Genomic DNA, 21,249 nt, shown 5'->3' on the forward strand with positions numbered 1-21,249 from the left:
GCGGGGCCCTTCGTGCCGTACGTCGCGCGGGGTCAGCCGCGGTAGGCGGTCCAGCTGTCGCTCATCCGCTGGACCTGGCCCGGGGTGAACTGGGTCATGCACGAGTCGTAGGTGTAGTCCATGAAGTTGTGGATCGGGTCGAGCCCGGTCTTGGTGGTGCAGGAGTCGCGGCCGGTGGGGCACTCGTACGCGGGGCTCGCCTCGGCCGGGGTGTCGGCCACGTAGTCGCCGTTGCCGTTACAGCCGCCCTGGAAGGTGTGGTAAAGCCCCATCCAGTGGCCGACCTCGTGGGTGGCGGTGTCGCCCTGGTTGTAGTTGGTGGCGGAGCCGCCGGGCAGCGAGGCGTCGAGGATGACCACCCCGTCGTTCGAGGGGCTGGACTTGTAGGAGCTGGGGAAGGTGGCCCAGCCCAGCAGCCCGCCGCCGAGGTTGGCGGTGTAGATGTTGAGCGCGTTCGCCCCGCCCTTGCGCAGCGCGGACTTCATGGTCTTCTCGGTGGTGGTGTCTGGGGAGACGTTGTACCAGGTGCTGTTGTCCGTGTAGTCCGTGCCGGCCAGCGTGAACTGGAAGCCGGTGCTGGTGTTGCCCGAGCCCTGTCCGGCGTAGGCGGCGTTCAGCACGTTCATCTGGTTGCTGATCGCGGACGCGCTGAGCTTTCCGGTCGTCCCGGAGTGGATGACGTGGAAGTAGACCGGGATGGTCGCGCCCGCGGCGAGCGCGGGGCCGCTCGTCCGGCGCTCCGCGAGTCTCTGCTTCAGCTGCTCCTCCATGGCCTTGGCACGGGCCGGCGTCACCTCGTTGGGGTCGGCGGCGTGCGCCTTGCCCGAGGGACGGGCCTCGCGCGCCGTGGCGCTCGTGCCCGCGCTCGTACCGTCCGCGCACTTCTGGGCGGCGGACGTCCGGGCGGCCGTCGGAGCCGCCGAGGCGGAGGCGCCGGACGGGGCGGTGAGCGGTGCCAGGGCCAGGGTTCCGGCCAGGGCGGCGGTGCCGAGCATCCGGTTTCGCAGACGCGGCGATATACGGCCGAGAGCGCGCACGGGGACTCCTCCGGGTGTGAGGGTGAGGCGGGCCCTCGCCCGCCACCAGGAGATTACGTGTGCATGTCATTCCTGGAAGAGGAATGATCAAGCCCGATCCGGCACGTGTCAAAGGGGTGGAACCAGGACGAATCTTTTCGGTGGTCCAGGAGTTTGGGACGGCGGTGCGTGCGCGGGAGTCACCCCGGCGGGTGGTGTGTCCCCTTTGGGGTCCGGAACACGCCACCCGCCGTAGTGATGTGATGAACCGTCAGTGAATGACGGGGTGGCCGAAAGTGATTCCTCAGAGCACCGGGCTGTTCACCCGCTCGACCTTCTGCGTTCCGTTGAGCGTCCGGTACGAGCGCGTCCACGTGGCGGTGGCGTCCCGCTTCGTCCGGTCGGAGACGGCGTAGTAGTCCATCTGCGAGCGCTCGGCGGTCACGTCGAGGACCCCGTAGCCGTGCGAGTCCATGTCGACCCACTTCACGTGGCGGTTGGCGGCCTTGACCGCCGCGGCCGCGACCAGCGAGACGGTCTGCGGGGCCACGTGCAGGATGTCGTCGACGTTGTCCGAGGTCACCGACGTCACCACGAACTCGGTGGCGGCCGAGGCGGAGAGCGGATACGTCGCCGCCTTCACCGGCACGTCGTTGGCCCACGCCATGTGGATGTCACCGGTCAGGAAGACCGTGTTGGTGATCGACCGGTCCCGCAGGTGGGCGATCAGCTCCTTGCGGTCGTCGGTGTAGCCGTCCCACTGGTCGACGTTGACGGCCAGCCCCTCCTGGGGCAGGCCGAGCAGCTTGGCCAGCGGTGCCAGCAGCTCGGCGGGCAGGGAGCCGAAGGCGACCGGCGAGATCATCACCGAGGTGCCGACCAGCTTCCAGGCCGCGTCCGACGCGGCCAGCCCCGACTTCAGCCAGTCGAGCTGTGCCCGACCGGTGATCGTGCGCTCCGGGTCGTCGACCGCGCCGCTGCCGATCGACGCCTGCTGGGAGCGGAAGCTGCGCAGGTCCAGGAGGTGCAGCTCGGCGAGCCTGCCGAAGCGCAGCCGCCGGTAGACGGTGCCCTCGGTGGAGGCGCGGACCGGCATCCACTCGAAGTACGCCTGCTTGGCGGCGGCCACCCGGTCCGCCCAGGCGCCCTCCGTCCCCGGGGTGTGGTTCTCGGCCCCGCCCGACCAGGCGTCGTTGGCGAACTCGTGGTCGTCCCAGATCGCGATGACCGGGTGGACCGCGTGCAGCTCCTGGAGATCGGCGTCCGTCTTGTACGTGGCGTGCCGGAGCCGGTAGTCGGCGAGGGTGAGGATCTCGTGCCTCGGCTCGTGCGGCCGCACGGTGTACTTCGCCGCCGGGTAGCCGCCGGAGGCGTACTCGTAGATGTAGTCGCCGAGGTGGAGGACCGCGTCGAGGTCCGCGCGGGCGGCGAGGTGGCGGTAGGGGGAGAAGTAGCCGGCCTCCCAGTTGGCGCAGGAGACCACGCCGAACCGCACCCCGGGAGTGGCGGCGCCGGCCGCCGGGGCCGTCCGGGTGCGGCCCACGGGGGAGAGGGCGGTGCCCGCCGCGAAGCGGTAGTAGTACGTGCTCGCCGGGGCGAGCCCCCGCACGTCCGCCTTCACGGTGTGGTCGTGGGCGGCGCTCGCGGTGGCCGTCCCGCGGGCCACGACCGTGCGGAACTCCTTGTCCTGGGCGATCTCCCAGTCCACCCGTACGTCGGGGCCGTTGCCCGAGCCGGGGACCGCCGTCGCGTCCGGCGTCACCCGGGTCCAGAGCAGGATGCCGTCGGGCAGCGGGTCGCCGGAGGCGACGCCGTGCAGGAAGGCGGGGTCGTCGTCGGAGGCGTGCGCGGTGGCCGCCGAGAGGAGCGGGGCGGCGAGCACGGCGCCGGCCGCGGCGGCCTTGACGACCGTGCGACGGCGCGGGGCGTGGGGGCCGGAGCGGTCCGGCCGGGCGTCTGAAGGTATGCGACTGGTCACAGGCGATCAGACTACTGACTAGTACGCTCAAAGAGCGGGTGAATCCGAAGAGTTCACCCGCTCTTTCGCGCCGCGTCCTTACGCTCCCGCGCGCCGTGTCAGCCCTTCAGGGCCTTGTCGACGGCGGTGTTCCAGTCCTCGACGGTCATCGGCGCGTTCTTGCCGTCCGGACCGGTGATCTTCTTGCCGTCCATGACGAAGGACGGAGTGCCTTGGACGTCGTACTTGTTGTCGTTGAAGTTCTTCGACATCTCGATCGCCCAGCGATCGAAGGTGCCGTCCTTGACGTCCTTCTGGAACGTCTTGTTGTTCTTGAGCTCGGAGACGGTGTCCGCGATCTCGATGAGGTACGAGTCGTCCTTGAACTTGTCGTCCGTCTCCTCGGGGTGGTACTTCGCCGAGTAGAGGGCCTCCTTGTAGGAGGAGAAGGCGTCCTTGGAGACGTTGAGGGCGGCGCCGAGCGCGCTGAGCGCGTTGCGGGAGCCCTCGCCGGGGAGGTTGTTGTCGAGGAAGGTGGCCCCCACGTACTGGACCTTGTACTTGCCGTCCTTCAGGTCCTTCGTGATCGTCGGGCCGATCGTCTGCTCGAACGTGGCGCAGATGGGGCAGCGCGGGTCCTCGTACGCGATGATCGTCTTCTTGGCGGTCTCCTCGCCGAGGGTGACCGTCGTGTGGTTCTTGCCGGTGGTGTTCTTGGGGGCGACCAGCGCCTTGTCCTTCGCGGCCTCCCACTGGGAGGGCTTCAGGCTCTGCATCACCAGGTAGCCCGCGCCGCCGGCTATCGCCAGGACGGCGACGACCGAACCGGCGACTATGGCCTGCCGCCGCGTCTTGTCCCGCTTGGCCTGGCGCTCGCGTTCGGCGCGCAGCCGCTCACGGGCCGCGGTCTTCGCCTGCTGAGTGTTGCGCTTGCTCATGATGGATCGACTCTCCGTGGATCTGGTGAAGGGGTGGGACTGCCGTGCTCGGGGGTCAGTGGACCCGGCAGGGCGGTCCGCGCAGACCGACGGAGTACGCGAGGAGGCGGCCGCGCAGGACGGGCGCGCGCGGTGCCGGGCGTTGGCGGAGCCGGGCGGGCTCCCGGCGGGCCGTGACCGCGGCGACGGCGATCAGCAGCGGCCGGAACGTGGCGGCGGCCACCGCGCGCAGCAGCCGGGCGAGCGCCACCTCGCCGCGCCACAGCCAGGCCGCCGCGAGGAGCCCGACCGAGACGTGCGCGGCGAGCAGCAGCCAGGGGGTCGCCGACGCGGAACCGGCGCCGGGCGCGGCGACATGCGTCAACGGCGTACCGAGCGGTTCGCCGCCGCAGATCAGGTCCCAGCCCATGGACCGCAACGACCCCGCCACGGGCCCGCCCTCCGGGCCGTAGCAGGCGTGCTGGCCGCTGGTGAACACCGTGTCCGCCGCGAGTTCGAGCGGGACGAGCAGCGCGGCGATGGGCCAGAAGCCCCGCTCGCGCCCGCCCGCCAGGGCGAAGGCCAGCACGAAGACGGCCACGCCGATCGGCGCGATCAGCGACAGGGGCAGCGGTACCGAGGAGAGCAGGACGTGGGCGCCCGTGGACAGCGTGAGGCACAGCGCGGTGAAGAGCGCTGCCCGTGCCGCCCGGAGGCCGGTCGTCTGCGTGTCCATCGCGGTAATTCTGCCATGCCGGTTCCCGGAGGACAGAGGGCCCGGCGGTAGGGATTCAGTTGCCCGGATCGTGGCTGAAATCGCCGAAATTACCGATGTCTGGGAGGTGTGAAGTCGTGTCGCGTCCGGGGTGGCGCCGATGCGCGGGAGACGCGGATCGAAACCCGTGCGCATTACGGCGTGAATCAAGGATGTGGAATTGGAAAAGGCCCGCCTTTATTCGGGCGGACCTTTTCCGGGGCGGGTCAGCAAATCTTTACGGAACCGGATTCCAGGGTCAGGTTCTTGGAGTAGATCCAGCCCTTCGTCTCGCCCCCGGCCAGACGTCCGTACACCCAGAGGTTCCCGTACTTGTTGTAGACGCCGCACCAGGCGTAGAACGTGGTGCCGGGCACCACCGAAAGGGTCTGGGCGCACGTTTCGGCAGGTCCGTTGCGCAGGTGGCCGACCACGACCTTGTGGACGGCGTCGGAGTTGTTGTGGCCGACGCTCCCGCAGCCGTAGCCGGCGGCGCTCGCGGACGACGCGGTACCGATGGTGAAGCCCCCCAGGACCGCGGTCGTGGCGGCTATCGAAACCAGAGCCTTCTTGACGTTCATATCCCCCACCGATTTCCTTCACTATTTCGGAACGAGGGGATGCTAACGCCTGTCGGGAGGCGGGGCAATGGGTTAACGGATGCGGGCGGGAATCAGGATTCAGGAAAATCGCCATATTCCCGAGGGGGATGGTGCGGGGTGTCATGTTTTGTCGCGGTGACGTCCATCACGGCGACCGTGTGTGACCGTGGTCGGCGAGCCCCCTCGTCCGGCCGCCCGGAGACGTAGACTTCCACGCTGTCCCCCCACCCAGCCGTCGTCCGTTCTTCCGGAGGAACAGCGCCGTGACCAAGCCGCCCTTCACGCACCTGCACGTCCACACCCAGTACTCGCTGCTGGACGGTGCGGCGCGGCTCAAGGACATGTTCGCCGCCTGCAACGAGATGGGCATGTCCCACATCGCGATGACGGACCACGGCAACCTGCACGGGGCCTACGACTTCTTCCACTCGGCGCAGAAGGCGGGCGTGACGCCCATCATCGGCATCGAGGCGTACGTCGCCCCCGAGTCCCGCAAGCACAAGCGGAAGATCCAGTGGGGCCAGCCGCACCAGAAGCGCGACGACGTCTCCGGTTCGGGTGGTTACACCCACAAGACGATCTGGGCGTCGAACGTGACCGGGCTGCACAACCTCTTCAAGCTGTCCTCGGACGCGTACGCCGAGGGCTGGCTCCAGAAGTGGCCCCGGATGGACAAGGAGACCATCGCCCAGTGGTCCGAGGGGCTGATCGCCTCCACCGGCTGCCCCTCCGGCGAGGTCCAGACCCGGCTGCGGCTCGGCCAGTTCGACGAGGCGGTCCAGGCGGCCTCCGACTACAAGGACATCTTCGGCGAGGGCAGGTACTTCCTGGAGCTGATGGACCACGGCATCGAGATCGAGCGCCGGGTCCGCGACGGACTGCTGGAGATCGGCAAGAAGCTCGGCATCCCGCCGCTGGTGACCAACGACTCGCACTACACCTACGCGCACGAGGCCACCGCGCACGACGCCCTGCTCTGCATCCAGACCGGCAAGAACCTCTCCGACCCGGACCGCTTCCGCTTCGACGGCACCGGCTACTACATCAAGTCCACCGACGAGATGTACGCCGTCGACTCCTCCGACGCCTGGCAGGAGGGATGCCGCAACACCCTGCTGGTCGCCGAGCAGATCGACACCACCGGGATGTTCGAGAAGCGCGACCTGATGCCGAAGTTCGACATCCCGGACGGCTACACGGAGATCACCTGGTTCCAGGAGGAGGTCCGGGCCGGCATGGAGCGCCGCTTCCCGGGCGGCGTCCCCGAGGACCGGCAGAAGCAGGTCGAGTACGAGATGGACATCATCATCCAGATGGGGTTCCCGGGGTACTTCCTGGTCGTCGCCGACTTCATCATGTGGGCCAAGAACAACGGCATCGCCGTCGGCCCCGGCCGGGGCTCCGCGGCCGGTTCGATCGTGGCGTACGCGATGGGCATCACCGACCTCGACCCGATCGAGCACGGGCTGATCTTCGAGCGGTTCCTCAACCCCGAGCGCGTCTCCATGCCCGACGTCGACATCGACTTCGACGAGCGTCGGCGCGTCGAGGTGATCAGGTACGTGACGGAGAAGTACGGCGCCGACAAGGTCGCCATGATCGGCACGTACGGAAAGATCAAGGCGAAGAACGCCATCAAGGACTCCGCCCGCGTCCTCGGCTACCCGTACGCGATGGGCGACCGGCTCACCAAGGCCATGCCCGCCGACGTCCTCGGCAAGGGCATCGACCTCAACGGCATCACCGACCCCAAGCACCCGCGCTACAGCGAGGCGGGCGAGATCCGGGGGATGTACGAGAACGAGCCGGACGTCAAGAAGGTCATCGACACCGCCAAGGGCGTCGAGGGCCTGGTCCGCCAGATGGGCGTGCACGCCGCCGGCGTCATCATGTCCAGCGAGCCGATCGTCGACCACGCCCCGATCTGGGTGCGGCACACCGACGGCGTCACCATCACCCAGTGGGACTACCCGCAGTGCGAGTCGCTCGGCCTGCTGAAGATGGACTTCCTGGGCCTGCGCAACCTCACCATCATGGACGACGCCGTGAAGATGGTGGAGTCCAACAAACACGTCAAGCTGGACCTGCTGGCCCTCCCGCTGGACGACCCCAAGACCTACGAGATGCTCTGCCGCGGCGACACGCTCGGCGTGTTCCAGTTCGACGGCGGGCCGATGCGCTCCCTGCTGCGCCAGATGCAGCCCGACAACTTCGAGGACATCTCCGCCGTCTCGGCCCTCTACCGGCCGGGCCCGATGGGAATGAACTCGCACACGAACTACGCCGAGCGCAAGAACGGCCGCCAGGAGATCACCCCGATCCACCCGGAGCTGGAGGAGCCCCTCAAGGAGGTCCTCGGCCTCACCTACGGCCTGATCGTGTACCAGGAGCAGGTGCAGAAGGCGGCCCAGATCGTCGCCGGGTACTCGCTCGGCGAGGCCGACATCCTGCGCCGCGTGATGGGCAAGAAGAAGCCCGAGGAGCTGGCGAAGAACTTCGTCCTCTTCGAGGCGGGCGCCAAGAAGAAGGGCTTCTCCGACGAGGCGATCAAGGCCCTGTGGGACGTGCTGGTGCCGTTCGCCGGGTACGCCTTCAACAAGGCGCACTCCTCCGCGTACGGCCTGGTCACCTACTGGACCGCGTACCTCAAGGCGAACTACCCCGCCGAGTACATGGCGGCGCTGCTCACCTCGGTCAAGGACGACAAGGACAAGTCGGCCGTCTACCTCAACGAGTGCCGGCGCATGGGCATCAAGGTGCTCCCGCCCAACGTCAACGAGTCGCTGTCGAACTTCGCGGCCCAGGGCGACGACGTGATCCTCTTCGGTCTCACCGCCGTGCGCAACGTCGGCCAGAACGTCGTCGACTCGATCATCCGGTGCCGCAAGGCGAAGGGGAAGTACAGCTCCTTCCCCGACTTCCTGGACAAGGTCGAGGCGGTCGTCTGCAACAAGCGCACCGTCGAGTCCCTGATCAAGGCCGGCGCCTTCGACGAGATGGGCCACACCCGCAAGGGCCTGGTCGCCCACCACGAGCCGATGATCGACAACGTGGTGCAGGTCAAGCGCAAGGAGGCCGAGGGGCAGTTCGACCTCTTCGGCGGTATGGGCGACGAGGAGAGCGACGAGCCGGGCTTCGGGCTGGACGTGGAGTTCTCCGACGTCGAGTGGGAGAAGGCCTACCTGCTCGCCCAGGAGCGCGAGATGCTCGGCCTGTACGTCTCGGACCACCCGCTCTTCGGCCTGGAGCACGTGCTCTCGGACAAGGCCGACGCCTCGATCTCCCAGCTGACCGGCGGCGAGCACAGCGACGGCGCGGTCGTCACCGTCGGCGGCATCATCTCCGGTCTCCAGCGCAAGATGACCAAGCAGGGCAACGCCTGGGCCATCGCCACCGTCGAGGACCTGGCCGGCTCCATCGAGTGCATGTTCTTCCCGGCCACCTACCAGCTGGTCTCCACCCAGCTCGTCGAGGACACCGTCGTCTTCGTCAAGGGCCGGCTGGACAAGCGGGAGGACGTGCCCCGGCTCGTCGCCATGGAGATGCAGGTGCCCGACATCTCCAACGCGGGCACCAACGCCCCCGTGGTGCTGACCATCCCCACCGTCAAGATCACCCCGCCCATGGTCAGCCGCCTCGGCGAGGTCCTCGCCAGCCACCGGGGCGACACCGAGGTACGGATCAGGCTCCAGGGCCCCCGCAAGACCACCGTGCTCCGGCTCGACCGCCACCGGGTCAAGGCCGACCCGGCCCTCTACGGTGACCTGAAGGTGCTGCTCGGCCCGTCCTGCCTGGCCGGCTGACCCGAGCCGGGACACGACGAGGGGGCGCCCCGCGAAAGCGGTGCGCCCCCTCGTGCCAACCGGCCCGTCACCGGGCCGACGGCGCCCGGGTCAGTTGTGCCCGAACCGCCGCTGGTGCTTACGCGCAACATCGGCAGGGCTGCCCTGGGCCTGCGACTGAGGCTGTATCTGCGACTCGTATCCGGTCGAACGCGTCTCTTCCGCGCCGCGCTGCGGACCCGCCGCGCGGTTCTGCTGGCCGCCCTGCTTGCGGTTCTTGTTCTTGGCCATGGTCTTCCTCCTGTGGGGACTCTCGGGGCCAGGACCGCGTTCAGATTCACATGACGGTATAAACCGTGCATGTTGGATCATTACCGTGCGTAGCGGGGGTAGGAGACGCGTCGTTCTTCCGTTCCGCCACGCCGATGATCGAGTTCCGGACGTCAAGCCCCGCAGGGTCGGGCAGACTCGGAGCAAACCCATGGCAAGGACCGCACCCGAACTTCTGGAAGAGGGTGGATCGCGTGGACCGTTGCGTCGTCCTGGTGGACGCCGGTTATCTGCTGGGCGCGGCCGCGAGCCTGCTGGCCGGGGAACCCGCCCGGTCCCGCATCACGGTCGACCACACGGCCCTCGTCCGGGGGCTGCGCGAGCGGGCCGAGGCCGACACGGAGCAGCCGCTGCTGCGGATCTACTGGTTCGACGGCGCCCCCGACCGGGTGCCCCAGCCCGAGCACCGCAGACTGCGCGTGATGCCCCGGGTGACCGTCCGGCTCGGCGCGCTGACCCGCAGCGACGGGCGCTGGGCGCAGAAGGGCGTCGACGCCGCGATGCACGCCGAGCTCACCGAGCTGGCCCGGAACCGGGCCTGCTCCGACGTGGTGCTGGTGACCGGCGACGGGGACCTGCTGCCCGGCCTGATGTCCGCCAAGGAGCACGGCGTCGCCGTCCATCTGTGGGCCGTCCAGGCCGCCGACGGCGACTACAACCAGTCCGAGGACCTGGTGGCCGAGGCCGACGAACGCCGGGTCCTCGACCGGGCCTGGATCACCCAGGCCGTACGCGCCAAGGAGACCGGCGGCGTCTGCGCCCCGCCGCCCGTCCCCCGCCCGGAGATCGCCGCGATCCTCTCCGCGCCGCTCCCGGAGGCCGCCCTCGCCGCCTCCGCCGAGCGGGCCTCCGAGGCCCGCGCCGCCGCGGCCAACGGCACCGCCGCCCCGCCCGAGGGGGCCACCGCCCCCGACCGGCCGGTGCCCGGCGGCCGCGCCGTACCCACCCCCAAGGACCTGGCGGGCAGCCTGCGCGGCCCCGTCCCCGCCGCCCCGCCCGAGCGGCACCTCCCGCAGCCCACCCAGGCCGGTGCCACCCTGCGCTGGTCCTCCGACAAGAGCTGGACGGACCGCGGCGGCCCCCTGGGCGAGCCCGCCGAGACCGCCTCGCTGCCCACGCTCGCCCAGCTCACCAGCGCCGAGCAGCGCTGGGCGGACCGCGAGGAGGACATCACCACCGTCGGCGGCGACCCCTTCGAGGTCGGCCAGGTCTTCGCCCGCCGCTGGCTGGAACGGCTCCCGGAGAACGCCCACCTCCAGCAGCTCTCCACCATGTACCCGCGCATCCCGCACCGCATCGACGGCGAGCTGCTGCGGTACGCGGCCCGGTTCGGTCTGCTCGCCCACAAGGACGACCAGATCGACGAGCACGACCGGTACGCGATCCGGGCGGGATTCTGGCGGGAGATCGACGTGCGCGCCGCCGCCGAGCACACCCCCGCCGCCGAGCGGACCGGCCCGTCCGCGGGCTGACGGCCGTCCCGCCCGACCGCCGCGGACCCGCTCCCCGGCACCCGCCCGGCCCGGCCCCGGGCGCGGCCGGGGGCGTCCGACCCCGTACCCTCGTACCTCGTGAGTACGGGCACAGCACAGGCGCAGCAGGCGGCCGGAACCGTGTGCGCGGTGCGTGATCTGGTCAAGACCTATCCCGCCGCACGCGGCCGCCGGGGCACACCGGCCACCCCCGAGGTGCGGGCCACCGACGGGATCAGCCTGGACATCCGGCGCGGTGAGATCTTCGGCCTCCTCGGCCCCAACGGCGCCGGCAAGTCAACCCTGGTACGCCAGCTCACCGGACTGATGCGCCCCGATTCGGGCGCCGTGACGGTGCTGGGCCATGACCTGGTCCGCCACCCCGACCGGGCGGCCCGGCTGATCGGCTACCTCGGGCAGGAGTCCACCGCGCTGGACGAGCTGACCGTCGCGCTCGCCGCCGAGACCACCGGGCGGCTGCGCGGCCTCGCGGCGGCGGACGCCCGCGCCGAGCGCGACGCCGTCCTCGACGAACTGGGGCTCACCGGGATCGCGGGACGCCCCCTGAAGAAGCTCTCCGGCGGGCAGCGGCGGCTCGCCTGCTTCGCCGCGGCCCTGGTCGGCGAGCGCCCCGTCCTGGTGCTGGACGAGCCGACGACCGGCATGGACCCGGTGGCGCGGCGCGCCGTCTGGGCGGCGGTGGACCGGCGCCGGGCCGAGCGCGGCGCCACGGTGCTGCTCGTCACCCACAACGTCATCGAGGCCGAGACGGTCCTCGACCGGGTCGCCGTGATCGACCACGGCCGGGTCATCGCCTGCGACACCCCGGTCGGGCTGAAGGAACGCGTCGCGGGCGAGGTCCGCGTCGAGCTGGTGTGGCGGGAGCGGGCGCCGCTGGACGTGCCCGAGGTCGCCGCGCTGCGCCCCCTCGCCGAGGAGTCCGGGCGGCGCTGGGTGCTCCGGCTCGGCCCCGACCGGGCGCGGGCGGCGGTCGCCGCAGTGACCGGCTCCACCGCCTTCGCCGCGCTCGACGACTTCGCCGTGGCCACGCCCAGCCTGGAGGACGTCTACCTCGCGCTCGGCGGGGACACCACCGCCGGGCTGGTGAAGGCATGACCGGCGGGACCCCCGGGCGCGTCCGCGCGGCCGGGCAGCGAACGAACAGGAGCAGCACCAGGTGACGAGCATCGTGCCCGCGGACGCGGTGACCGGCCCGGACGACCGCCCGGCCCACGGCGGGGAGCCCGCGCCGCTCGCGCCCCGGGCCCGGCTGTTCCCCGCGCTCGCGGCCGTCTACCGCGCCCAGCTCTCCCGGGCCAGGGTCGCCCGGATCCCGCTGCTCTTCGTCGCGACGTTCCAGTCGGTCGGGATCATGGTCCTGATGCGCGGGGTCGTCGACGGGGAGGCGGAGTCCCGGGCCGTCGTGGCCGGATCGGCGGTGCTGGTGGTCGCCTTCGTCGCGCTCAACCTCCTCGCCCAGTACTTCGGGCAGCTGCGGGCCGGCGGCGGGCTCGACCACTACGCGACCCTGCCGGTGCCGCCGGCCGCGGTGGTGCTCGGGGCGGCCGGGGCGTACGCCTCCTTCACCGTGCCCGGCACGGTGGTCACGGCGGTCGCCGGCAGCGTTCTCTTCGGGCTGCCGCTGGCCCATCTGTGGGTGCTGGTCGCCGTGATCCCGCTCGCCGGGGCGGCGCTGGCCGGGCTGGGCGCGGCGCTGGGGCTGCTCGCGCCCCGGCAGGAGCTGGCCACGCTCCTGGGCCAGCTGGGCATGTCGGCGGCGCTGCTGCTCGGGGTGCTCCCGGCGGACCGGCTGCCCGCACCGGTCGGCTGGGCGCGCGACCTGCTGCCCTCGACGTACGGGGTGGAGGCGCTCGCGCGGTCCTTCGACGCCCGGCCCGACTGGGCGGTCGTCGTGCTGGACCTCGCCGTCTGCGCCGTCGTCGGGGTCCTCTCGCTGGCCGTGGCGACCTGGGCGTACCGCAGGGCGGCGGTCCGGTGAGGCGCGGCCCAGGGACGCCTGGCACGATGGCACGGTGACCGCACCCCTGACGCCGCCTCACCAGCCCTCGCCGAACGACCCCTGGCAGACCCCGCCGGACGGGGGCGGCCCCGGGGGATCCCACCTGGCCGGGACGGGCGACCCGAAAGCGCCCGGGGAGAAGGGGCTCGCCCAGGAACTGGCGCAGGCGGCGGTCGTCGCCCTGCTCGTCACCGTCCTCGGCGTGGCGTTCGGGCTGCTCTGGCTCTGGCTGGCGCCCCGGGTGCCGCTGATCTCGGACAGCACCGCCGTCTTCCTGAACGACAGCGAGGGCGAGGAGGCGATCGGCGCCGACGGCACGTTCGTGCTGCTGGGGCTGGCCTTCGGGGCGGTCTCCGCGGCCCTGGTCTTCTGGTTCCGGCGCAGCGGCGGCATCGCGCTGGTGGTGGCGCTCGCGGTGGGCGGTCTGCTCGGTTCGCTGGTGGCCTGGTGGCTGGGGGTGGCTCTCGGGCCGACCTCGGACGTGGTCGCGCACGCGCGGGCGGTCGGCAAGGGCGTGGTCTTCGACGCGCCGCTCGAACTGCGGTCGAAGGTGGCGCTGCTGGCGGCGCCGGTGGGCGCGATGGCGGTCCACCTCGGGCTGACCGGGCTGTTCGGGCCGCGCGACCCGGAGCCGGAGTGGGGCGTGTTCCCGGGCGGGCCCGCGCCGTGGCCCCCGGCGCCCGGGACGCCCGCGCCGCCCGGCGCGCCCGTGGACGGCCGGACGCCGCAGGGCCCCGCGCAGCCGTAGGGCGGGTCCGCCGGATCACGGCCGGGGTCGCGGCTCCGGCACGGTGTGGCTCCTTCCCCGGGCCCTCCGCCCCGTTCGAGCAGGAAAAGACCCCGGGGAGAACGCTCCTGCGCCCCGCGACGCACCGCACCGGTGCCCGCCCCGAGCCGCGGACAGGCCCTACGGCTCAGTCCCCCCGGCCGATCTCCGCGAACACCGCCCCCGTCAGCGCCGCCAGGTCCTCGGGGGCGAGTTCGACCTCCAGCCCGCGGCGGCCCGCCGAGACGCAGATCGTCCCGTGGTCGCGCGCCGAGGCGTCCAGCACCGTGCGCAGCCGCTTGCGCTGGCCCAGCGGGGAGATGCCGCCCCGTACGTAGCCGGTGGTGCGCTCGGCGGCGGCCGGGTCGGCCATGGCGGCCCGCTTGCCGCCCACCGCGGCGGCCAGCGCCTTCAGGTCCAGCGTGCCGGCCACCGGGACGACCGCCACGGTCAGCGCGCCGTCGACCTCCGCGACCAGCGTCTTGAAGACCCGGTCGGGGGAGACGCCCAGGGCCTCGGCCGCCTCCTCGCCGTAGGAGGCGGCGGCCGGGTCGTGCTCGTAGGAGCGGACGGTGAACGGGGTGCCGGACGCGGTCAGGGCGACCGTCGCCGGGGTGCCGCCGGACTGCTGCTGCTTCTTCGGCTTCTTCGCCACGGGGGAGAGGTCCTCGGATCAGTTGAGGTGGGTCGGCGCGCGGGTCAGGTCCACCGCGGGCAGGGACGGCAGATGGCGGATGACGGCGGTCTCGGTGCGCAGCAGCGTCAGCTCCTCGCGCAGCCGGCTCGCCGTGTCGGGCGCCTGGAGCAGCCGCTGCTTGGCCGGTACGCCGAGCACGGCCGCCGCCGCGACCAGGTACGAGACGACGGCCGGGTCGTCCGGCAGCTCCGCACCGGTCGTCAGGGACCGCTCGCTCGCCCCGGCCAGCCGCTTCTGATACGTGCGGAAGGCCCGCAGGACGCCCTCGGCCAGCGCGCCCGCCTCCTCGCCGCTCTCCTCGGCCAGCTCCTCGACCTCGGCCGTCAGGAAGGGGCCGCCGGTCTCGACGGAGAGCAGCCTGATCCGGGTGGTGCCGGTCGCCAGGACCTCGAAGGTGCCGTCCGGCCGCTCCCGGATCTTCGCCGCGTCGGCGATGCAGCCGATCTCGTGGAAGGTCCGCGCCGGATCGGCGCCGAACCCCTCCGCCGGGCCCCGTTCGGCGGGGCCGTTCAGGGCGTCGGGCATCCCGGTCCCGGTGCGGGCGGTCTCGTGGCCGTCGCGGATCGCGACGACGGCGAAGCGGCGGGGTTCGTCCTCGTCGGTCTTCAGCAGCTCGCGCATCATGGCGCGATATCGCTCCTCGAAGACGTTCAGCGGCAGCACGAGGCCGGGGAACAGCACCGCGTTCAGCGGGAACAGGGGCAGTCGGGCGGTGGTCACAGCGGTCAAGCGTAATGGCCGCCGGGCCGTCCCCGGCCGGTCCGTCCCGGGAACGGTGCGGTACAGGCCGCCCGGACCCGGGTGTCGTCCCGTGCCGCGAGGAAGCCGCCGAGCGGATCCTCGGCCACCGACGACCACGGGAACGAGGCGGCGTACGGCCCGATCCGCCGGAACTGCTCCAGCGCCTCCGCCCAGCGGCCCCGGGCGATCAGCACGAACGCCAGGAGATTGCGCGCCTCGGCGAGCCAGGGCCCGCCCGGCGGGTACCCGGCGGACAGCGCGATGCCCAGGTCCGCCGCCGTGTCGATCCGGGCCTCCTGCACCGAGTTGGGCCGCGCCCTCGGTCCGTCGGCCAGCAGGGCGAAGGCGGCCCGCAGCGGCAGCGCCTGCACCAGCGAGCCGGGCAGCGCGTCCTCGGCGGCCCGCTCGGCGAAGTCGAAGCACTCGCGGTGCGAGCCGTACCAGGCGGCGGAGAGGTAGCGCAGCGCCGACACATGGCAGCCGTAGTGGTGCGAGGAGCGGCGCACCGCCTGTTCCCACAGGGCTTCGAACACGGTGTGCGTGGCGTGGGTGCCGCGCGCGTGGTCGAGGGCCAGGCGCCAGGGCACCGGATCGCGCGGGTCGCCCTCGGCCGCCGCCGTGATCAGCGGCCCGACCTCGCGCAGCTGCTCGGCGCGGGCGGGCGACTCCCAGGCCCGGCGGACCGACAGCTCGGCCTTGACCAGCGCCGCGTCCGGGTCGTGCGGGGCGTCGGTGAGCCAGGCGGCCAGCCAGTCGTCGCGGCTGCGGGCGAAGGTGACGAGCCGGCCGAGATAGCGGTCGCGGTTCTCCCACTCGGCGCGGTCCCGGGTGGCGGCGAGAAGAGCGGCGGCCGGGCCGTACTCGCCGAGGGCCGCGGCGACCAGCGCCGGGGAGAGCCGTTCGTCGGGGGCGTCGAGCAGCACCTCGTCGTCTGCGGGCAGTCCGGTGGACGTCTCCCGCGGAGGGCGCCGGGCCGTACCCGCGGCGCGGAGCAGAGCACGAAGGATTGGCATGGTGCAGACCATTGAAAAGCGCTGGTGGGGGCGGCGCCAGAGGGGCGCTGTGAAGCTTTGGTGCCGAGTGGAGGGGTTGCATCCGCGCGAGTCAAGAAGAGGTAAAGGAATGCGCGGAATATGGCTGGATGTCATTGCTCGGGCCAAGGGTGCCCGACCGCCCGGACGCGGCTCGGGCGGCCGTTCGACGGTGTTCCCGGAACGGGCGGTGCGGCCACCACCCGCCCCGGAATGGCCGGATCACGTCAGCCCCGGCGGAGCAGCCGCGAGGCGCCCGTCGCGACGGTCGTGGCGAGTATCCAGCCGAGCAGGATGAGCACCGCCGAACCCCACTGCCAGCCGCCCTCCATCCGCCAGTACCCGTCCTGGCCCAGATTGATCACCGGGATCAGCAGATCGAGCGCGTACAGGGCGGGGTTCCAGTCCGGATGCTCGTCCTGCTTGATCGCCTCCGGCACCTGCTGCATGAAGGCCAGCGTCCCCGCCGCCCACAGCAGCGCCATCCACAAAGCGGCCCGCCCCGGCCGGTAGCCGTACGCCACCGTCCAGTCCTGGAGGTAGCCCCACAGCTTCGCGGCGAGCGGCAGCGTCTCGCGTCTCCGCCGCTGCTTGGCCAGCTGCACCTCCCGGGCGTCCGCGTCCTCCCCGCAGTTGCGGAGCACCGTCGCCAGCCGCTCGTACGGCTCCGGCACGTACTCCGGGGTCGCCGCCGCCACCCACTCCAGGCGCCGGGAGAGCGGGAAGTGCCCGTACGGGACGAGGTTCTCGTAGACGAAGCCGCCCATGGCCAGCCCGCCCGGCCCCGGCCAGCTGGTCGACACGTCGATCAGCGTGACCACCCGGGCGCCGTTCAGCACGACCCGGCCCTCCTCCGGCCGCTCCGCGTTGAACCGCAGCTCCGGCGTGACGATCCTGCGCAGCGACAGCTCCTCGTGCCGGCCCAGCACGAACCGCGCCCGGTGCAGGTCGACCGCGTCGCCGAACCGCCCGTCGTCGAGCCGCACCCCGCCCCGGCACTCCAGGATCTGCGAACGCGTCCCGCTCGCCGGCGTCGACGCCATGAGCGTGCCGTACGGGGGAGTGGTGCCCTGGACGCCGGTGTCGACGCTCACCCACGCCTCGCTCATGTACAGCGTGCGCTCCACCGAGAGCTGCGGGGCGTTCAGCGCGCGCCGCCCCTCGGTGCTCCGCAGCCGGCTGCCGCGCAGGCTCAGCGAACCGCCGACCTTCGCCCCGCGCAGACTCAGCTCGCCGCGCGCCTCGACCAACTCCGCCTGGAGGTCCTGGGCGACCGACATCCCGTCCGCGGCCAGGGCGCGCCCGGTGCGGTCGGGGCCCAGCTCGATCTGGCTGAGCAGCAGATCGGTCCCGATCTGGGCGTCGGTGAGCCGGAGGCCGTACGGGATGCGGCAGCGCGGCAGATGCAGATCGCCCTCGGTGCGCAGCCGCGCCGCCTCCAGCCTCGGCATCGCGCAGCCGACGATCCGCAACGTCGTGAAGTGGCATTCCGGCAGCACCACCTCGCGCTCGAAGCGGCAGCCGGTCATCTCCACGTACGGCGCGACCCGCCCGCCCGCGAGGTCGAGCGTTCCGGTGATCCGCACGCCCCGGAGCTTCAGCGCCGCGACCCGGCCGGGCCTCGGCGGCGGGCCGGAGAGCAGCAGTCGGGCGACGACACGCCCGTCCACGCTGCGCTCCGGTCCCCAGACCACCGGGGCGAACGGGTCGTCCTGCGCGGGGTCGCGGGCGCGCAGATCGTAGGTACTGCCGTTCCGGAAGCTCTGCCACATGCCCAGCTCGGCAGCGCTCAGACCGTCCGGAAAATCGCCATCGTGCGGCTCGGTCACGGGTGCCCCTTCCGCTCGGAGCTGTTCTTCCCTCTGAGTGACCTGGTGAAAGCTATTGGTCACCAGTGACATCCAAGGCATGTATCAGCCAGTGATACGGGCGCTCGGGCGGCGCGGGCGGTCTGCGAGAATTGCGGTGTGATCTCTCGAATCGATCTGCGCGGCACCGCCCTTCCCGAGGGTGGAGCCCTGCGCGACCTGCTGCCCCGTGCCGAGTTCGACGTGGAAGCCGCTCTGGAGACGGTGCGGCCCATCTGCGAGGACGTACGCCATCGAGGCTCCGAGGCAGTGATCGAGTGGGGCGAGAAGTTCGACGGCGTACGGGTCGGGTCCGTGCGGGTCCCGGCCGCCGCGATCGCCGACGCCGCCGAGCGGCTGGATCCTGCCGTCCGGGCCGCCCTGGAGGAGTCGATCCGCCGCGCCCGGCTCGTCCACCGCGAGCAGCGCCGCACCACGCACACCACCCAGGTCGTCCCCGGCGGCACCGTCACCGAGAAGTGGGTGCCGGTCGAGCGCGTCGGGCTGTACGTCCCAGGCGGGCGCTCCGTCTACCCCTCGTCCGTGGTCATGAACGTCGTACCGGCCCAGGAGGCGGGCGTCGAGGGCATCGCCGTCGCCTCCCCGCCGCAGAAGGAGTTCGGCGGCCTGCCGCACCCCACGATCCTCGCCGCCTGCGCCCTGCTCGGCGTCGACGAGGTGTACGCGGCCGGCGGCGCCCAGGCGGTCGCGATGTTCGCGTACGGCACGGCCGACTGCCCGTCGGTCAACCTGGTCACCGGCCCCGGCAACATCTACGTCGCCGCCGCCAAGCGCCTCCTCAAGGGCCGCATCGGCATCGACGCCGAGGCGGGCCCCACCGAGATCGCGATCCTCGCCGACGGCACCGCCGACCCGGTGCACGTCGCCGCCGACCTGATCAGCCAGGCCGAGCACGACCCGATGGCCGCCGCCGTCCTGGTCACCGACTCCGCGGAGCTGGCCGCCGCCACCGAGGCCGAGCTGGCGCCGCAGATCGCCGCGACCAAGCACGTCACCGACCGGATCGAGCCCGCGCTGGCCGGACGCCAGTCCGCGATCGTCCTCGTCGACGACCTGGCGGCCGGCCTCAAGGTCGTCGACGCCTACGCCGCCGAGCACCTGGAGATCCAGACCGCCGACGCCTCCGCCGTCGCCGCCCGGGTCCGCAACGCCGGCGCGATCTTCGTCGGCCCCTGGTCCCCGGTCTCGCTCGGCGACTACTGCGCGGGCTCCAACCACGTGCTGCCCACCGGCGGCTGCGCCTGCCACTCCTCGGGCCTGTCGGTGCAGTCCTTCCTGCGCGGCATCCACATCGTCGACTACACGCGCGACGCGCTCGCCGAGGTCGCCCACCACGTCGTGACCCTCGCCGAGGCGGAGGACCTCCCCGCCCACGGTGCCGCGCTCAAGGCCAGGTTCGGCTGGAAGGTACCGCAGCAGTGACGCACGCCCGTCCCACCCGCATCGACGACCTCCCCGTCCGCGACGAACTGCGCGGCAAGTCCCCGTACGGGGCGCCCCAGCTCGACGTACCGGTGCGGCTGAACACCAACGAGAACCCCTACCCGCTGCCCGAGGCGCTGGTCGACCGGATCGCCGAGCGGGTCCGCGAGGCCGCCCGCGACCTCAACCGCTACCCCGACCGGGACGCCGTCGAACTCCGCACCGAGCTCGCCCGCTACCTCAGCCGCACCGCCGGCCACGAGGTCTCCCTCGCCAACGTCTGGGCGGCCAACGGCTCCAACGAGGTCCTCCAGCAACTGCTGCAGACCTTCGGCGGCCCCGGCCGCACCGCGATCGGCTTCGAGCCCTCGTACTCGATGCACGCCCTCATCGCCCGGGGCACCGGCACCGGCTGGATCTCCGGGCCGCGCAACGAGGACTTCACCATCGACGTCGAGGCCGCCCGCGCGGTCGTCGCCGAGCGCCGCCCCGACGTCGTCTTCATCACCTCCCCCAACAACCCCACCGGCACCGCCGTCGACGCGGAGACCGTCCTCGCGCTGTACGAGGCCGCCCAGGCGGCCGGCCCGTCGATGGTCGTCGTCGACGAGGCGTACGGCGAGTTCAGCCACCACCCCTCGCTGCTCCCGCTGATCGAGGGCCGCCCGAACCTGGTCCTCTCGCGCACCATGTCCAAGGCGTTCGGCGCCGCCGGGCTCCGCCTGGGCTACCTGGCCGCCGACCCGGCCGTGGTGGACGCCGTGCAGCTGGTGCGGCTGCCGTACCACCTCTCCTCGATCACCCAGGCCACCGCGCTCGCCGCCCTGGAGCACACCGATACGCTGCTCGGATACGTCGCGCAGGTCAAGAGCGAGCGCGACCGGATCGTCACCGAACTGCGCGCCCTCGGCTACGAGGTGACCGAATCGGATGCGAACTTCGTCCAGTTCGGCCGCTTCACCGACAGCCACACCGTCTGGCAGCGCATCCTCGACCGGGGCGTCCTGGTCCGGGACAACGGCGTACCGGGATGGCTGCGGGTCTCCGCGGGCACCCCGGCGGAGAACGACGCGTTCCTCGATGCGGTACGCGAACTCAAGAAGGAGCTGGACGCATGACCCGCGTAGGCCGGGTGGAACGCACCACCAAGGAAACCTCGGTGCTCGTCGAGATCAATCTCGACGGCACCGGAGAGGTCGACGTGTCGACCGGAGTCGGTTTCTACGACCACATGCTCGACCAGCTCGGCCGGCACGGGCTCTTCGACCTCACCGTCAAGACCGACGGCGACCTGCACATCGACACGCACCACACCATCGAGGACACCGCCCTCGCGCTCGGCGCCGCCTTCAAGCAGGCCCTCGGCGACAAGACCGGCATCTACCGCTTCGGCAACTGCACGGTCCCGCTGGACGAATCGCTCGCCCAGGTCACCGTCGACCTCTCCGGCCGCCCCTACCTGGTGCACACCGAGCCGGAGAACATGGCGCCGATGATCGGCTCCTACGACACGACGATGACCCGGCACATCCTGGAGTCCTTCGTCGCCCAGGCGCAGATCGCCCTGCACGTCCACGTGCCGTACGGGCGCAACGCCCACCACATCGTGGAGTGCCAGTTCAAGGCGCTCGCCCGCGCCCTGCGCTACGCCAGCGAGCACGACCCGCGCGCCGCCGGGATCATCCCCTCCACGAAGGGCGCGCTGTGACCGGCCTCAACACCATACTCATCGTTCTCGGCCTCTTCCTGGCCGGCGGTGTCTACTCCTTCTCCAAGCAGAAGATGCCCAAGGGGGTCATCGTGCTGCTCGGACTGGCGTCCGTGATGTGCCTGCTCGCGGGCGTGCTGCGCATCCAGGGACTCTGGGACTGAGG

Annotated in this window: 19 protein-coding genes; 9 read left to right on the top strand and 10 right to left on the bottom strand. The window is 71.8% G+C overall.

The window, feature by feature from the left end:
• Nucleotides 1-32: 32 nt before the first annotated feature.
• The 5 genes from ACF08W_RS08100 to ACF08W_RS08120 form a co-directional block, all read right to left on the bottom strand.
• The gene (locus ACF08W_RS08100) at nt 33-995 is read right to left on the bottom strand and encodes a zinc metalloprotease (protein WP_352275099.1); all 963 of its coding nucleotides are present in this window, start codon (nt 993-995) and stop codon (nt 33-35) included.
• A gap of 325 nt (nt 996-1,320) precedes the next feature.
• Nucleotides 1,321-2,994: an alkaline phosphatase D family protein gene (locus tag ACF08W_RS08105; protein ID WP_392278782.1), complete on the bottom strand. Its 1,674-nt coding sequence runs from the start codon at nt 2,992-2,994 to the stop codon at nt 1,321-1,323.
• A gap of 98 nt (nt 2,995-3,092) precedes the next feature.
• Entirely contained in the window at nt 3,093-3,911 is an 819-nt protein-coding gene (locus ACF08W_RS08110) for a thioredoxin domain-containing protein (protein ID WP_352274917.1), read from the bottom strand.
• 55 nt (nt 3,912-3,966) lie between these two features.
• Nucleotides 3,967-4,626, bottom strand: a complete 660-nt coding sequence (locus tag ACF08W_RS08115; protein ID WP_392278783.1) for a hypothetical protein — start codon at nt 4,624-4,626, stop codon at nt 3,967-3,969.
• A gap of 245 nt (nt 4,627-4,871) precedes the next feature.
• Entirely contained in the window at nt 4,872-5,225 is a 354-nt protein-coding gene (locus ACF08W_RS08120; RefSeq protein WP_385211296.1) for a hypothetical protein, read from the bottom strand.
• A 284-nt stretch (nt 5,226-5,509) separates the two neighbouring features.
• Here ACF08W_RS08120 and dnaE point away from each other — a divergent pair, with 284 nt between their 5' ends.
• A complete protein-coding gene (gene dnaE / locus ACF08W_RS08125; protein ID WP_392278784.1) occupies nt 5,510-9,049 on the top strand; it encodes a DNA polymerase III subunit alpha in 3,540 nt (1,179 codons plus the stop codon).
• 90 nt (nt 9,050-9,139) lie between these two features.
• Here dnaE and ACF08W_RS08130 read toward each other — a convergent pair whose 3' ends face one another.
• Nucleotides 9,140-9,319 (bottom strand): hypothetical protein, encoded by a 180-nt coding sequence (locus ACF08W_RS08130; protein ID WP_385211302.1) that lies wholly within the window; start codon nt 9,317-9,319, stop codon nt 9,140-9,142.
• A gap of 224 nt (nt 9,320-9,543) precedes the next feature.
• Here ACF08W_RS08130 and ACF08W_RS08135 point away from each other — a divergent pair, with 224 nt between their 5' ends.
• The 4 genes from ACF08W_RS08135 (at nt 9,544) to ACF08W_RS08150 (ending at nt 13,598) form a co-directional block, all read left to right on the top strand.
• The gene (locus tag ACF08W_RS08135) at nt 9,544-10,830 is read left to right on the top strand and encodes an NYN domain-containing protein (RefSeq protein WP_392278785.1); all 1,287 of its coding nucleotides are present in this window, start codon (nt 9,544-9,546) and stop codon (nt 10,828-10,830) included.
• A 141-nt stretch (nt 10,831-10,971) separates the two neighbouring features.
• Nucleotides 10,972-11,946 (top strand): ABC transporter ATP-binding protein, encoded by a 975-nt coding sequence (locus ACF08W_RS08140; protein ID WP_392278864.1) that lies wholly within the window; start codon nt 10,972-10,974, stop codon nt 11,944-11,946.
• 70 nt (nt 11,947-12,016) lie between these two features.
• Nucleotides 12,017-12,829, top strand: a complete 813-nt coding sequence (locus ACF08W_RS08145; RefSeq protein WP_392278865.1) for an ABC transporter permease — start codon at nt 12,017-12,019, stop codon at nt 12,827-12,829.
• A gap of 34 nt (nt 12,830-12,863) precedes the next feature.
• Nucleotides 12,864-13,598 carry an ABC transporter permease gene (locus tag ACF08W_RS08150; protein WP_392278786.1) on the top strand — a complete coding sequence of 245 codons (735 nt, stop codon included), beginning with the start codon at nt 12,864-12,866 and terminating at the stop codon, nt 13,596-13,598.
• Between the two features lie 166 nt (nt 13,599-13,764).
• Here the strand turns inward: ACF08W_RS08150 and ybaK are convergent, their stop codons facing one another.
• From ybaK to ACF08W_RS08170, 4 genes are all read right to left on the bottom strand, one after another.
• Entirely contained in the window at nt 13,765-14,271 is a 507-nt protein-coding gene (gene ybaK, locus ACF08W_RS08155; protein ID WP_392278787.1) for a Cys-tRNA(Pro) deacylase, read from the bottom strand.
• Nucleotides 14,272-14,289: 18 nt separating this feature from the next.
• Nucleotides 14,290-15,033, bottom strand: coding sequence for an LON peptidase substrate-binding domain-containing protein (locus ACF08W_RS08160; protein ID WP_352274925.1), 744 nt, complete (start codon nt 15,031-15,033; stop codon nt 14,290-14,292).
• A gap of 5 nt (nt 15,034-15,038) precedes the next feature.
• Nucleotides 15,039-16,079, bottom strand: a complete 1,041-nt coding sequence (locus ACF08W_RS08165) for a hypothetical protein (RefSeq protein ID WP_392278788.1) — start codon at nt 16,077-16,079, stop codon at nt 15,039-15,041.
• 233 nt (nt 16,080-16,312) lie between these two features.
• The gene (locus ACF08W_RS08170; RefSeq protein ID WP_392278789.1) at nt 16,313-17,914 is read right to left on the bottom strand and encodes an oxidoreductase; all 1,602 of its coding nucleotides are present in this window, start codon (nt 17,912-17,914) and stop codon (nt 16,313-16,315) included.
• A 138-nt stretch (nt 17,915-18,052) separates the two neighbouring features.
• Here ACF08W_RS08170 and hisD point away from each other — a divergent pair, with 138 nt between their 5' ends.
• The 4 genes from hisD to ACF08W_RS08190 are packed head-to-tail and all read left to right on the top strand — an operon-like array spanning nt 18,053 to nt 21,247.
• Nucleotides 18,053-19,375 (top strand): histidinol dehydrogenase, encoded by a 1,323-nt coding sequence (gene hisD, locus ACF08W_RS08175; RefSeq protein ID WP_392278790.1) that lies wholly within the window; start codon nt 18,053-18,055, stop codon nt 19,373-19,375.
• Nucleotides 19,372-20,493, top strand: a complete 1,122-nt coding sequence (locus tag ACF08W_RS08180) for a histidinol-phosphate transaminase (RefSeq protein ID WP_392278791.1) — start codon at nt 19,372-19,374, stop codon at nt 20,491-20,493. The genes hisD and ACF08W_RS08180 overlap by 4 nt, the downstream gene beginning before the upstream one ends.
• Nucleotides 20,490-21,083, top strand: coding sequence for an imidazoleglycerol-phosphate dehydratase HisB (gene hisB, locus ACF08W_RS08185; protein WP_366294384.1), 594 nt, complete (start codon nt 20,490-20,492; stop codon nt 21,081-21,083). The genes ACF08W_RS08180 and hisB overlap by 4 nt, the downstream gene beginning before the upstream one ends.
• The gene (locus ACF08W_RS08190) at nt 21,080-21,247 is read left to right on the top strand and encodes a hypothetical protein (RefSeq protein WP_352274931.1); all 168 of its coding nucleotides are present in this window, start codon (nt 21,080-21,082) and stop codon (nt 21,245-21,247) included. Before hisB ends, ACF08W_RS08190 begins: the two co-directional genes overlap by 4 nt.
• The last annotated feature ends 2 nt before the right edge of the window (nt 21,248-21,249 follow it).

The sequence above is a fragment of the Streptomyces sp. NPDC015144 genome, assembly GCF_043079735.1.
In the GTDB taxonomy this organism is placed as follows: Bacteria; Actinomycetota; Actinomycetes; order Streptomycetales; family Streptomycetaceae; genus Streptomyces.